Source organism: Acidicapsa dinghuensis, from assembly GCF_025685685.1.
Taxonomy (GTDB): Bacteria; Acidobacteriota; Terriglobia; order Terriglobales; family Acidobacteriaceae; genus Acidicapsa; species Acidicapsa dinghuensis.
Genome location: NZ_JAGSYH010000002.1, coordinates 406,293 through 419,244, shown reverse-complemented (window position 1 = coordinate 419,244; position 12,952 = coordinate 406,293). Strand labels below are relative to the sequence as shown.

Annotated in this window: 15 protein-coding genes; 4 read left to right on the top strand and 11 right to left on the bottom strand. The window is 57.7% G+C overall.

The window, feature by feature from the left end; genetic code table 11:
* Positions 1-15: 15 nt before the first annotated feature.
* Both OHL22_RS05295 and OHL22_RS05290 read right to left on the bottom strand, forming a co-directional pair.
* A complete protein-coding gene (locus OHL22_RS05295) occupies positions 16-600 on the bottom strand; it encodes an NUDIX domain-containing protein (RefSeq protein WP_263334017.1) in 585 nt (194 codons plus the stop codon).
* Positions 597-992, bottom strand: a complete 396-nt coding sequence (locus OHL22_RS05290; RefSeq protein WP_263334014.1) for a DUF4406 domain-containing protein — start codon at positions 990-992, stop codon at positions 597-599. The genes OHL22_RS05295 and OHL22_RS05290 overlap by 4 nt, the downstream gene beginning before the upstream one ends.
* Positions 993-1,077: 85 nt before the next feature.
* Between OHL22_RS05290 and OHL22_RS05285 the strand changes: the two genes are divergently transcribed.
* Positions 1,078-1,854: a DeoR/GlpR family DNA-binding transcription regulator gene (locus OHL22_RS05285; protein WP_263334012.1), complete on the top strand. Its 777-nt coding sequence runs from the start codon at positions 1,078-1,080 to the stop codon at positions 1,852-1,854.
* A 113-nt stretch (positions 1,855-1,967) separates the two neighbouring features.
* On the opposite strand, the gene OHL22_RS05280 is transcribed toward OHL22_RS05285, so the two are convergent.
* From OHL22_RS05280 to OHL22_RS05250, 7 genes are all read right to left on the bottom strand, one after another.
* Positions 1,968-3,644 carry a DUF4097 family beta strand repeat-containing protein gene (locus OHL22_RS05280; RefSeq protein WP_263334009.1) on the bottom strand — a complete coding sequence of 559 codons (1,677 nt, stop codon included), beginning with the start codon at positions 3,642-3,644 and terminating at the stop codon, positions 1,968-1,970.
* Positions 3,644-4,021: a hypothetical protein gene (locus OHL22_RS05275; RefSeq protein ID WP_263334007.1), complete on the bottom strand. Its 378-nt coding sequence runs from the start codon at positions 4,019-4,021 to the stop codon at positions 3,644-3,646. The genes OHL22_RS05280 and OHL22_RS05275 overlap by 1 nt, the downstream gene beginning before the upstream one ends.
* A complete protein-coding gene (locus OHL22_RS05270) occupies positions 4,018-4,968 on the bottom strand; it encodes a B-box zinc finger protein (RefSeq protein WP_263334005.1) in 951 nt (316 codons plus the stop codon). The genes OHL22_RS05275 and OHL22_RS05270 overlap by 4 nt, the downstream gene beginning before the upstream one ends.
* Positions 4,956-5,849, bottom strand: a complete 894-nt coding sequence (locus OHL22_RS05265; protein ID WP_263334002.1) for an anti-sigma factor family protein — start codon at positions 5,847-5,849, stop codon at positions 4,956-4,958. The genes OHL22_RS05270 and OHL22_RS05265 overlap by 13 nt, the downstream gene beginning before the upstream one ends.
* A 2-nt stretch (positions 5,850-5,851) precedes the next feature.
* Positions 5,852-6,709, bottom strand: coding sequence for an RNA polymerase sigma factor (locus OHL22_RS05260; protein ID WP_263334000.1), 858 nt, complete (start codon positions 6,707-6,709; stop codon positions 5,852-5,854).
* A 202-nt stretch (positions 6,710-6,911) separates the two neighbouring features.
* Positions 6,912-8,165, bottom strand: a complete 1,254-nt coding sequence (glgC, locus tag OHL22_RS05255; RefSeq protein WP_263333997.1) for a glucose-1-phosphate adenylyltransferase — start codon at positions 8,163-8,165, stop codon at positions 6,912-6,914.
* 330 nt (positions 8,166-8,495) lie between these two features.
* Positions 8,496-8,801, bottom strand: coding sequence for a hypothetical protein (locus OHL22_RS05250; protein ID WP_317890886.1), 306 nt, complete (start codon positions 8,799-8,801; stop codon positions 8,496-8,498).
* Between the two features lie 293 nt (positions 8,802-9,094).
* Here OHL22_RS05250 and OHL22_RS05245 point away from each other — a divergent pair, with 293 nt between their 5' ends.
* The 3 genes from OHL22_RS05245 (at position 9,095) to OHL22_RS05235 (ending at position 11,716) form a co-directional block, all read left to right on the top strand.
* Positions 9,095-9,535, top strand: a complete 441-nt coding sequence (locus OHL22_RS05245) for a hypothetical protein (RefSeq protein WP_263333995.1) — start codon at positions 9,095-9,097, stop codon at positions 9,533-9,535.
* A 67-nt stretch (positions 9,536-9,602) separates the two neighbouring features.
* Positions 9,603-11,159: an acyl-CoA mutase large subunit family protein gene (locus OHL22_RS05240; RefSeq protein WP_263333993.1), complete on the top strand. Its 1,557-nt coding sequence runs from the start codon at positions 9,603-9,605 to the stop codon at positions 11,157-11,159.
* Positions 11,160-11,161: 2 nt separating this feature from the next.
* A complete protein-coding gene (locus OHL22_RS05235; RefSeq protein ID WP_263333990.1) occupies positions 11,162-11,716 on the top strand; it encodes a hypothetical protein in 555 nt (184 codons plus the stop codon).
* A gap of 312 nt (positions 11,717-12,028) precedes the next feature.
* On the opposite strand, the gene OHL22_RS05230 is transcribed toward OHL22_RS05235, so the two are convergent.
* Together OHL22_RS05230 and OHL22_RS05225 are read right to left on the bottom strand one after the other, a co-directional pair.
* The gene (locus OHL22_RS05230) at positions 12,029-12,658 is read right to left on the bottom strand and encodes a TMEM175 family protein (RefSeq protein WP_263333988.1); all 630 of its coding nucleotides are present in this window, start codon (positions 12,656-12,658) and stop codon (positions 12,029-12,031) included.
* 21 nt (positions 12,659-12,679) lie between these two features.
* Entirely contained in the window at positions 12,680-12,877 is a 198-nt protein-coding gene (locus OHL22_RS05225) for a hypothetical protein (RefSeq protein ID WP_263333986.1), read from the bottom strand.
* Positions 12,878-12,952 lie beyond the last annotated feature (75 nt).

Sequence of the window (12,952 nt, the reverse complement as noted above, 5' to 3'; positions counted from 1 at the left end):
AAAAGATTTCAGCACTCAAGCAAACAGGTGCAGCTTCGCGTATTGCAGCAGCATGATCGTCTTGCCGTCTCTGATTTCACCGTTAGCGATTTTCTCCAGAGCTTCGTCCAGCGTGAGCTCTACAGTTTCGATATCTTCTCCATCGCTGGCGACTCCACCGCCTTGTTCCTGCCGGGCCGCGGAATCGTATTCGGCTGCGAAGAAATAGAGCTTCTCCGTCACCGAACCAGGACTCATGAAAGCCTCAAAGACCTTCTTTACTTTATGGATGATATATCCCGTCTCTTCCGCCGTTTCCTTGCGGATCGCTTCCTCGGGTGATTGCGCGTCCAGCAGTCCTGCAGGCGTCTCGAGCAATAGATCTTCGTGACCATTTACATAGGCTGGATAACGAAACTGGCGGGTCAGGATCACGGTTTTTCTGGCTCGGTTATACAGCAGAATGGTGGCTCCGTTGCCGCGATCGTAGGTCTCGCGCGACTGGCGCTGCCAGGTTCCGTCGCTGCGCAAAAAGTCGAAGGTGGTTTTCTTCAGCAAGTACCAGTCGTCTGAGAGCACAACGACCGAGTGAACGCGGATTCGCTCGCCAAGCGCGGTCATGCCGCCGGCTCCGGGTCATTGGAAAGAACCGGTATCTCTTCCACGCTGAAATAGACTGGCAAACCGCGTTCGCGGGCCAGCCGGGCATCCCCATCCGCGCCCTTCGATGCTCCCGCGATGCGCAACACGGCATCGCAGCGTGCTATCAGGCGTGCTGCCACCGGATAAAGAAACTGCTCCGCGATCGCGTCTCCCAGATGCGCTGAGCAGGCTTGCTTCATCAGCGGCAACGCCACCCACTCTCCGATCATCGGAATGTGCCCGGCGCGATAGATGGATAAGGCTGCGGACTCAAGTCGATCGAGATTGCGCGCGATCTTTTCAGGATCGTCCTCTGTGCCGGATCGGTACGGCCCAGCGACGAGGATGATGAGCGGTTGCGTGTTTTGCATGTGATCTCCGCTCACAATCTAGCAATTTGTGCATATTCATGCAATAGCAAGAAAAATCGTGCAATTGTGAGGCAAACATGCGATAGTGATTGCGGTGCTTACCAGTCAGCGCAAACAGCTTATTCTTGACGTTCTCCGGCAGACTGGTAAGGTCGTGGCCAAAGAGCTTAGCCAGGAGCTTGGGCTGTCGGAGGACACCATCCGGCGCGATCTGCGCGAGCTGGCTTCCGAAGGCCGTTTGCAGCGGGTGCATGGCGGAGCCCTGCCGGCGTCGCCCGCAATGGGAGATTTTGCCTCCAGGCTCAGCGTCGCTTCGGAAGAGAAGAAACGCATTGGGAAGGCCGCAGCAAAACTGATCCAGGCCGGGCAGGTAGTTATTCTTGATGGTGGCACCACGGCCGTTCAGATTGCACGGCATCTGCCTCGAGGCCTGAAGGCGACCATCGTGACGCACAGTCCGACGATCGCGGTAGAGCTGGTCAGTCATGAGAGTGTCGAGGTGATCCTGATCGGAGGCCGCCTCTTCAAGCATTCTGTCGTGGTGGTCGGAGCGCCCGCCATTGAGAGCATCGCTAAGATACGCGCGGACACCTATTTCGTGGGCGTAACCGGCATCCATCCGCAGTTCGGATTAACCACGGGCGATTTTGAAGAAGCACATATCAAGAAGGCACTTAGCGCCAGCGCCGCCGAAACCGTTGTTCTGGCTTCTCCCGAAAAATTAAACGCGGTTTCGCCTTACGTTATTGAGCCGCTCGCTGAGATCACAGGCATGATCGTAGTAGCAGAGACGAGCGAAGAAATGCTGGCGCCTTATTTCGATCTAGGAATCACTATCACTAAGGCTTCGCAGGAAAGCTGAAGGGTGATTTCCGGATAGAAAGAGCGTATTTCGTGGATTGAGAAAAGAAATTGGCCTGCCGATTAAACCGTCTCTGGGAACCAGAAATGGCTGATCGACAGGCCTTTGGCTTCTTACTGAGAAACTGGTGTGGGGGTTGCTTCGCTCTTTGACGCCTTCAGGTGAGGAACCTTTGGCGACGGTGGCGCGCCCGGAACCCTCGGCGCAACCGCTGGCAGCGGTCCAGCCACATCGCCTTTGTGCAGGCCGAGATCGGCGTGCTCGGTTGAAAGCACCAGCCGCGGACCGCCGTTGCCGACATTTCCGGTCATCGTTTTATTTTCGTCGCCGGTGATCTGTAGCGGGAAGTCCGAGACGATATCGCCGTTGTGCGTGCGCATGTCGACCGTCTGGTTCACGCCCGGAGGAAGCGAAACCTCAACATCGCCTTTGTTGTTTTTCACTTCCACCTGATACGCGCCAGCCATATCCAGCTCAACTCGTCCGTCGCGATCCTCGATATTCGTGTCTCCGTAGACCTGGCTCATCTCGATGTCTTTGGAGTGAGTTTCGATATGGATTGGGCCGGCAACCTGGGTAATGTGCAGCGAATCCAGCGTCATCGACATATCGCCCGGCAGTCTGGCAAAGCCCATGTCGGTGCGCGAGGAGTGGAACAGAATATCCTGATCGATCCGCTCGAGATGAATATCGCCGCTATATTCGCCCTGGAGATTTACCTTGCCATGAATGTCAGAGATCGTCAGATCGCTGCCGTTACCCTCGACCGTCACGTCTCCTGAAATGTCATGTGCGGCAAAGTCAGCATGGTTGGCCATGTGCGCATGCACGTGACCATGAATCGCCGTAGCTTCCATGTCGCCGTGCTGCACCTCGGCGTCGATGTCGCCGCCAAGCCCCGCCGCCGTCACGCCGCCGTGGTCTGCCGTGACGTTAATCGACGCCGACTTCGGAATCGAAATGATCAGGTTTGTGCGGCCACTCGGGTTTCCGTCTACCTTAACGACAACGGCATTGCCGCTGACAGTGACATGTGCCTGTTGTGCGTCGAATATCCTCTTCGCGCCCTCGTCGGTGCTGGCGAAAGCAATCTGATGGGCCTTTACTGAGACATTGTCGCCATCGGCTGCCGTGATGCTGACATCGCCGCGCGGAACCTGCACGGTGATCTGGGCATTCGCCGGCACCTTGGTGTCGATCACAGATTGATCCATCTGGTGCTGTGGTTCGCCAAGGGAAAAGAAGTCATCATCGTTGTCGCCAAACTGTGCGCGAATCGGTCCCCAGAAGTGATGCCAGCCAGCGCTGGCAATGCCGATGAAGACCAGGAACACGATAATGCCGCCGTAGCTGCCAAATCGCCGGTAGGGTGGGTTGTCGCGGCGCAGATCAATAGCCCATTCAGCCAGGGCGACAATGCCGATGCCGATCAGCATCAACGGCCACCAGTGGCCGTACCATGTCCAGAACTGATCCGCATTGAGGCGGCCCGTCATCAGCAACAACGCGATGACGCCGATCATAATCAGCACGATCGGTCCGGCGATGGAAGGCACTCGCATCGAACGGTTCTGAGCGCGCAGCACATCCCGCTGGGCACGCCATACAGAACGTTGCGCACGCCATGCGGCACGGCTCTGTTCTTTCTGAAAGCGCCAGTAATCTTTGGGGCTCGCGCCGTAGGGTGCGCCGTATTGTGGACCACCATAAGGTGGACGTCCGGGCGGATATCCGCCTGGCGGAGGCGCGCCCCCCGAAGGAGGATTTCCAGATGGAGGGATGGTGGCCATTAGCGTTCCTCCTGATCCCAGCTCTTGCGAGGCTCGTTCGCACTCAGTCCAAGGTCAGTGTTGGCGGGCACAATCCCTGTCGATCCCGGTCGAGGCTCGGGCGCGGGATTCGCGGCTGGCTGAACCGTGGCATACTGCGGTCCGCCGGTTGGATATACACCAGGGTCATAGCCGTAGGGAGGATAGCCGGCTGGTGGCACCGGCTCCGCTGCCAGTGCGGCGCGCTCGGCCAGGGCCAGTACGCCCAGCAGAATCAGGTATAGCGGCCAGGCATGTCCCCAGGACAAAACATCCATTTGGTTCAGCAAGGCAATAATGCCGGTCAGCAGAAGCAGTGCGGGCCAGCGAAGCCGGCAGACCATGAGATAGCGGTTCATTTACGTCCTCCTTGGGTGTAACCCATCTGGCGCATTACCAGCCAGACACCCAGTCCAATCAGCATGAGCGGCCAGATGTAGTGCATCACGTGCGAGACAAAGCCCATGCTTTGCAGCAGAAAGATGAGTCCCAGGCCAATCAGAACAAAAGCGAAAACCGGTTCACGGCGGCGCCAGCCAAAGGGCGGCATCGGCGGAATTGGCGGTATAGCACCCGGCGGGTAGGGCTCGGAATATGGATCCTGGGCGGGGTATGGAGTCTGGCCATATCCGGTAAAAGGCTCGCTATAATTTGCCTGCGGCGGAACGGAGCCAGGGCCACCGGCAGCACCGGGGGTTGTCCCTGGACCGGGAGCTCCTGTCCAACCCGAAGGATATTGTCCCGATGGATACTGCGTGCCGTAAGGCGGTGTCGTGCCACCGTAGGGATTGCCTTGTCCCGGATTTGTGTCTGGTGCCGGTGGCGCACCGGGGTTGCGGTACCAGGAGCCGATATTGAGCCAATTGCCGAGCTCATTTAGACCAAAGGGATCGGGTACAGGCTGGCCGTCCCGGCGCGCTTTGGCTGTGTGATACGCCTCAAACGACTGGTAGAGCACCCAGGCGCCGATGAAGATGCCAAACACCCCATAGCGATCGGTAATGGAGACCAGGATGGCAAAGATCACCACATGGATCAGCCCTTTGAAGAGCTGGCCGTTGTACATGGCTCCAACGCCCGGAATCAGGCCCAGGACAGCGGCAGCCGACGGATTTGGCCCACCCGGTGGTATGGGAATAAAGGGTGGTATTGCGCCTGGAGGCACCGCGCCGGCCCCGGAGGTAAAGCATTGCTCACAGAGAACCTGGCCCGTAGGCGTCGTGCGCACGCACTCCGAGCACAGCGCCTTGCCGCAGTTCTGGCAGTACGATTGAACGTCTTTGTTAGGATGATTTACGCAAGGCATGGCTTGCTCCGTTCCGGCGTTGCCAACACGGGTTCGTCGATTGATTCCGATGCCTCACTGTGTTTGGAAAAGCCCTGAAGATTCTGGGAAAGCGATGCGAGAGGGCGCTCAGTTTCCAGCGCCGCCTCTTCAAGTTGGGCGCTCCACGGGCTTTCCGGAGGGTTTACCGTCTGCTGTGGAGCGTCTTTAGGGTTCAGGTTTGAGCCGCCGTCCTTTCGTTTCGTCTGGCCATCAGGGCTTGTGCTCTGGCCATTCGGCTGGCTTTGCTGCTCAGTTTCGCGCGACTGGCGAATCTGCCGCATGGTGGATTCCATCTCGTAGACAAAGCGGAGATGGTCGTAATAGCGGATGATCGGTGTCGAGGCTGTGGCGATGCGCTTTTCCAGTTGCGAGCGCACTGTTGAGGGCCGCAGATCGGCCATCTTGATTCCGGTGATGCGTACCCCCGTCATGCTGAGGGTCAGGCCGATGGAGAAGAAGGCCATCGCCGCTGTCATCAGCAACCGAGGTTCGGCAAAGCGACGCAAACGTGCCGCCAGACCGGGGCGCTGCCATGCCGGGACTAAAGGCACGACATTTCCGGGAATCTGTCCGCCGCCGGCAACTGCCAGCCGCGTCGTATCGATCTTTCCGTGTCCGGTCTCGGCCAGGATCTTATCCAGAAGGCCGGCCGGGACCTCTGGTTCTGGGCTGAGGAATTCAAGCCATTCACGGCCTCGCCGAGCCTGCTCGAACATCTCGGTGCAGGGGGCGCAGGTAGCCATGTGATTGGAGAAGGTGGCTTCATCCTCCGGCCTCAGCAGACCGTCCAGCGCATCGGCCAGCAGTGTCTCCCACTGTCCGCAGGCTGGAGAGTTCGGAATGTTGAGACGTTCTACCATGACTACATCACCTCCTTTTTGTTACGTTCCAGGAGCCGCGCAAGTTCCGCGCGTCCTCGGCTGATACGGGACTTCACTGTGCCTTCAGGGATATTCAGCACCTGGGCGATCTCCTTGTAATCCATGTCCTGCAGGTCCCGTAGTATAACGGCCTCGCGTAGCTCTGGTGAAACCTGCGCCAGCGCCTGCTGTACCATCTTGGCCAGTTCGCGCTTTGCGGCCATATCGTGTTGTGTCGGGCCGTGGGATTCGAGCCGGTCGATGGGCCGCAGTTCACCGGTTTCGTCCCAGCCTTCATCCAGTGAATCAGTCGCACGCAGATTTTTTGTTCGACGGAAATGATCGACGAGCAAATTGCGGGTCATGGTCGTGATCCAGACCTGCAGGCTGCCGCGAGCCATATCGAAGCTGGAAAGATTGGCGTAAATTTTGACGAAAACGTCCTGAGTCAGATCCTCGGCATCCGTGCCCGAACCGGTGAACCGGTAGCAGAGCGAATACACCTTGCGATGGTGCGCGCGAACCAGTTCGCTCCAGGCAGGGGACTCTCCTGAGAGGCACCGGCGAACGACGTCGGACCAGTCTGGTTCCACTTTGCCTTGCGCCTCCATGCCCTGCCTGATCTCCCTGGCCCCGTGAATCTGCGGAGACGCCCCAGCGGCTGAACCGGAAGACTGCCGGTGCGCCGGATTGGTTGGCCCGATGGGTCCTTTCGTCGGCCCCACTGGCCCTGCATCTGATCGCCAGGGCGTGCCTGATTTAGCCCGCTCACCAATTTCGCGGTGGATGGCTGCCGGACGGTGGCTGCCACTGGCCGCGTCCCGCTGCGGGATCGCGCAACCAGTTTGGAACCAACTCATTGTACCTGCGCATGCCATGCAAAGAGGTACGGAGGTTGATGCTGGTTAGTTCCGTAAGATCCTGACCGGTGCTGTCGGCGATCAAGCGGAGCTTATTGGCAAAGGGAAGGAAAACGCCATGCAGATTATGCGATCTCAGCACATAATCTGCATGGCGGCTGTAAACAAAGAAGATTCGAAGTTTTAAGAGACTGATTGCGTGTCAATACCGCTGCTGGAACTCCGGCTCAACCGGGTTCTCGAACAGCGACCGGTCGCGCGTGACGATCGTCAGCCCCGACGGAGTTACGAAATACCGCCGCTTGTCCTCCACCTGGTCATAGCCGATGACTGTTCCTTCGGGAATCTGAACATCACGATCGATGATCGCCCGGCGAATCCGACAATGCCGCCCAATATTCACATGGCTGAATATGATGCTGGAGTCAACTTCGGAGTACGAATTGACGCGCACATCCTGCGACAGCACGGAATTCAGAACCTCCGCGCCGGAGATGATCACGCCGGCGGTAATGACCGAGTTCACGGCTTTGCCGGTACGTCCCGGCTCGCCAAAGACAAATTTTGCTGGCGGATACTGGCGGACGCGGGTGCGAAGAGGCCAGTGCTTGTCGTAAAGATTGAAGGTGGGAGAAACCGAGCAGAGGTCCAGATTGGCATCGTAGTAGGCATCCAGCGTTCCTACGTCGCGCCAGTATAGCGCCTGCTGCCGGTTTTCGTCCACGAAGTTGTAAGCCACCATCTTCTTCTTGCCCAGAATGTTGGGCAGGATGTTGTGGCCAAAGTCGTGCTTCGAGTTTGGATCTTCCGCGTCGGCAATCAGTTCTTTGAGCAGAGTTTCGGTATTGAAGATGTAAATACCCATTGAAGCATCGACCGCGTTGGGGTTGAACGGAGATCGGAACGAGGTTGATTTGGGCTTCTCTTCAAAGCCCATGATTTCGCCGCTTTGGCTGACTTCTACAACGCCGAAGCGGGAGACTTCATCGGGAGCGATCGGGAGAGTGGCCAGCGTGGCCTCAGCCTTGGTCGCGATGTGGTGATCCAGCATCCGGCTGTAGTCCATTTTGTAAATGTGGTCGCCGGAGAGAATGATGACGTACTTCGGCTGTTCCGAGCCGATGGAATAAATGTTCTGATAAACGGCGTCTGCCGTGCCCATGTACCAGTTCGCGCCGGTGCGCTGCATCGGCGGCAGAATCTCGAAGAACTCGCCAAGCTCCTGCGCAACGATGCCCGTCCAGCCTTCGCGGATATGGCGGTTCAGCGAGAGCGCTTTGTACTGGGTCATGATGTAGACCCGGCGGAGGCCCGAGTTGATGCAGTTTGAGAGAGTGATATCGATGATGCGGTAGTGGCCGCCAAAGGGTACCGCGGGTTTGGCGCGGTCGCGGGTAAGAGGAAAAAGCCGCTCGCCGGCGCCGCCGGCCAAAAGCACTCCAAGGGTATCTTTCATGGACATGACAATTCTCCCGTTTACTGAAGTGGTCTCGTTCTGTGCCCGGCTATTTCGTGATCCGGTACAAAGGTTATCCGGCGAACCAGAAAAACCTGAATGCCACTAGACGGGGGAGAATACCACAGCGATGTGACAGCTGGTGATTCGAAATCATTGCGCCACTCTGCCGCAGTTCCACCGAAGCCAGACGAAACAATAGATGCCGGGTTTGGGAAGGAAGGGTAGTGTGCCGTTCACATGTGGTTCAGAGCAATGCAAAAGAGCGCACACAGTTGAGGACCTGTGGCTTGTGTCTACCTGCGGTCAGCGTTTCAGACCTCTCAGGCTTTATTCTTCCTCATCGCCTTCGACAGAAATCCTCAGCGACTTGAGAAAGTTCACGTCATGCGTGGTGAACGCGCCCGTTTCCGCCTCTGCTTCTGTCTCTTCTGCATCGACAGCGCCTTCGCCGGCATCTTCTGAAAGATCATTCAGGCCAATCGTCGCTTCCAGCATCAGCATTACATCAAAGCCATGGCGGCGGATGTTTTGCACAACACCGGCGATCTGCTCAGATTCGGTGACGGATTCGTGGATGGCCTCTCCAAGCTGCTGGATCAGTTCGCGCAAGCGAGGGTGCATGCGTGGGTTCATTTTTCCCTCCGGCATGGACTGCGCCCCGATGCTACAGCGGGGACCAGCTCGGGCACGGCTAATATCCTTTTACCTTACTTCTCACCGGCGGTTGGAGCAACTGCCAACCGGTATCCGCGTGTGGGAAATCAGTACCGTTTGCGACAGTCAACGTGTCTTACCCACGGAAGTGACGGCGAATCACCAACATCAACTCCTTTTGCCGGGACCGTGGTCTAGAGCTCCGGCGGCCTCACAGGTTGATGTGCCCAAGACAGCCGCGAGCCGCGGACACTGCTAAACTTCAGATGCAGATGAAGCCCGAAGAGATGGGAAAGCGGCTGGGAATTGGCGTCCGTGTCGCCGGACGCATTGCTCAGCAACGAGCAGCAGCCTCCGCGCAGGCAAAATCACATGCAGTCCCCAATGCACCTGGTCCTGCGTCGCAGCCGGCGATCTACTCCCCAGCCAACAGCCGTAAGAATGGCAGAGCCGCCGGAGCCGCAACGCGCAATCTGGGCCGCGGCATCGGCGGTTTTCTGCGACCCTTTGGCCGTGTGGGCGGCATTCTGTGGCTTGAGGTAACGGGATTCTTCTTCGGTCTCTTCGGTCTGTACTTCGCAATCGATATATGGCGCACAAGGCTGAGTTACGCCGCCGGTCCGCAGCATACGCACTTCCTCATTGCCGTGGGAATGACTGTGGTCTTCTGCTATTTGTGCGTGAGCGCGTTTTGGAGAGCGCAGCGCAAATAACCATCCAAGTCAGCATGTGTACCTGACAAGCTGTTACACTCAGCTTCCGATAAACGATCTGACTGTGATGAAACCTGATCCAACAAAATCTGTTTATACATCCGCAGATTTACAAAGTGATCTCAAGAGCCAACTCCCCGGCGAATACCCCTACACCCGGGGCATTCAGCCCACCATGTACCGCGGCCGGTTGTGGACTATGCGCCAGTACGCTGGCATGGGTGACGCCGAGGAATCGAACAAGCGCTATCACTATTTGCTTTCGCAGGGCACCAGCGGCCTGAGTGTGGCCTTCGATCTGCCCACGCAGACCGGCTATGACTCCGACTCACCGATGGCTCTCGGGGAAGTAGGCCGTGTCGGCGTTGCCATCAGCTCGCTCGAAGACATGGAGCGGCTCTTCGCGGGTATTCGGCTCGATCAGGTCTCGACGTCGATGACCATCAACGCCACAGCCAGCACGCTTCTGGCGCTTTACGTGGCAGCGGCAAAACGCAGCGGCGCGGAAGTGCGCAAGCTCTCAGGGACGGTGCAGAATGACATCCTGAAGGAGTACATCGCTCGCGGTACGTACATCTATCCCGTGGCCCCGGCAATGCGGCTTACCACTGACCTGATCGCCTGGGCCGGTCAGCATGTTCCCGAGTGGAACACCATCTCTATCAGCGGCTACCACATGCGCGAGGCAGGGTGCACCGCGGCGCAGGAGCTAGCGTTTACCCTCGCCAATGGCCGCGCCTATGTCGATGCCGCTCTTGCCGCCGGCCTCGCCATCGACAGCTTCGCGCCGCGCCTCAGCTTCTTCTTCAATGCGCATTCGAACCTTTTTGAAGAAGTAGCCAAATTCCGCGCCGCACGCCGCATCTGGGCGCGCTGGATGCGCGAGCGTTACGGCGCGCAGAATCCGCGGTCGTGGATGCTGCGTTTTCACACCCAGACCGCCGGCTCGACGCTCACCGCGCAGCAGCCTGAAAACAATATCGTCCGCACTACGCTCGAAGCCCTGTCGGCGGTGCTCGGCGGCACACAAAGCCTGCACACCAACGGCTATGACGAAGCGCTGGCGCTGCCCACCGAGCAGGCTGCCCGCATCGCGCTGCGCACGCAGCAGATCATCGCACACGAGAGTGGGGTGCCGCAGGTAGTCGATCCTTTAGGCGGCTCGTACTACGTCGAAGCATTGACGGACGGACTGGAGGCCGAAGCCGAAACCCTTTTCACGCAAATCGAAGCAATGGGCGGTCCAATCCGGGCCGTCGAGTCAGGATGGGTGCAGCGCCAGATTCAGGCCGCGGCCTACGAGTGGCAGCGCAAAGTTGACGCAGGCGAAACAACCGTCGTCGGCGTCAACAAATTCATAAACGAAGAGCAATCCGCGCCCAAGATCGAACGTCTCGATCCTGAACTAGAGCGGCACCAGATCGATCGCGTCCGTGCTCTGCGCGTTAAGCGCGACCAACATCCATGGCAGGATGCCCTGAGTCAGCTCCAGCATGCAGCCAGGTTCGAAGAGAACCTCATGCCGTACATCGTGCAAGCCGTGGAAGCCCTAGCCACAGTAGGCGAGATCGCTGATACGCTCCGCTCTGTCTTCGGCGAATATCGCGAAAGCGTTAGCATCTAACCATGCCTCCTCGTCCCGACTTTATTCTCGACAAACAAGGCGACGTCTTGCGTCTTCGTTTTCTTTCCAGTCGAGCAGGTACAGTCATAACCCTACTGCTCAGTACAGGTGCTGTGCTTACGCCAGTTATCCTCTTGAGCGTACTTTCTGTCAACGGAATGATCTTGAGCCTGCTGTGGGGAGGATCCCTTTCTATTGTCATCACCAGTTGGTTTGTGATCGTTCCCATGGTGGCAAGGGTGGAAATGGAAATCGAATCGGACGTTATCCGGATGCAGCGCACCTGGTTCCGGATTCCATTAGGAGCTCCGAGTGTTTATCCCCGGAACGCACTCACAGACCTGGGCGGGTATTTTAAAGCACATGGCGGTCTCGCACGAACCTGCGTTCTTAGCCTATGGCACAACGGAAATAGCATAGAGCTGGAGCGTACCTTTCCCCTAGCTGGCCTGCGACGGCTCCGATGGGAACTTTCTCAACATGGTGTCGAATTCACAACCACGCTGTCCGAGCCAGAATTCGAGATGCAGCCTGGGGGTAAGATCATGATCAGGTAGTGCAGCTTCCAATTGTGGGCCCTGCTTAAGGGATTTTTAAGAGCGATAAATTTTCGGCCGACTGCTACGCTCAATCGCCCATACAACCAATCCGGCAAATCCCAGTCCCAGCAGAATTAGTAAAAATTCTGCACCACCACGACCGCCTCCGTGCCATCCGCGAAAGTAAAGCGCTAAAGAACTCATAGTCATAAAGTCTCCTTGCGGCGGATCGATTGCATAGCTGCCGCTTTCACTTGTACTAACGGGATTTTGCGCTTTGAGTTGCGGTTAAAAAAAAAGTGAAGATCTCAGACCGATTTCGACCTGGCTCTAGCCCAGCCGCTTTCCCACTCGTGGCGCAATCGCATAGTTCAACTGGATAAGAACGATGAACGCAATGCTCACATAATTGCTGAAGACGCAGAGCAGCGCTCCAAAGGCATACAGGCCCTGAGCGATCAGGATGCGCCGGCAGATTGCGCCATGCACCTCGGGCGGTGTCTCGCTCTTGATCAGTTCGTGGTGCGTCGCGTAGGTCCAGCTCCACAGCAGCATCAGGCCGGGTAACAGAATGTTGAGCCAGTACAGAATGAGTGCCGAGCGATACTCGATAAATTCCGCCAGCAGGCGCGTGGTCAGCGGCATCAGCGTAATGGTGAAAAGAAACCCGAGATGAATCCAGGTCAGATCGCGCGCTCCCTCGCGGAAATGGTTGAGCTGCGTCTGCTGCCCGGCCCAGAAGATGCCTAGCGTCAAAAAGCTCATCAGGTAAGCAATCCATTGGGGACCAAGCGCCAAAAGCGCGTGGCATAGAGCAGCCTCGGAGTGGATGGCTTCAGCGGAAGGAATGTGGATGTCGAGCACCAATAGCGTCATGGCGACGGCAAAGATGCCATCGCTCAGCGCGGCCAGCCGCTCGTTGCTGCGTCCCTGGATTGCGTTATAGAGCGCCGCCGGCAAATCGCCTCCATCATGTGTTCGCTACTGTAACAAGTCCGAGCGCACATCGACCCGCTTCTTGCGCAGTCGCCAGCTTCCGAGGACGATCAGCACAAGTCCGGCAAGCAGCAGCAATGGCGGATTCCAGCCTCGAACGCCGGCATGCCAGAGCTGATAACTGCGGAAGAGGCCGAAGGCGCCAACAAAGATCGCGAGCGCGCCGCGAATCTTATCGCTCATGAGCAATGTATCTCCAGGGTCGAGTGGCGAAGCTCGCCAGCGGGGGAAGATTGAAACCCAGTCAAAGGCTCGTTT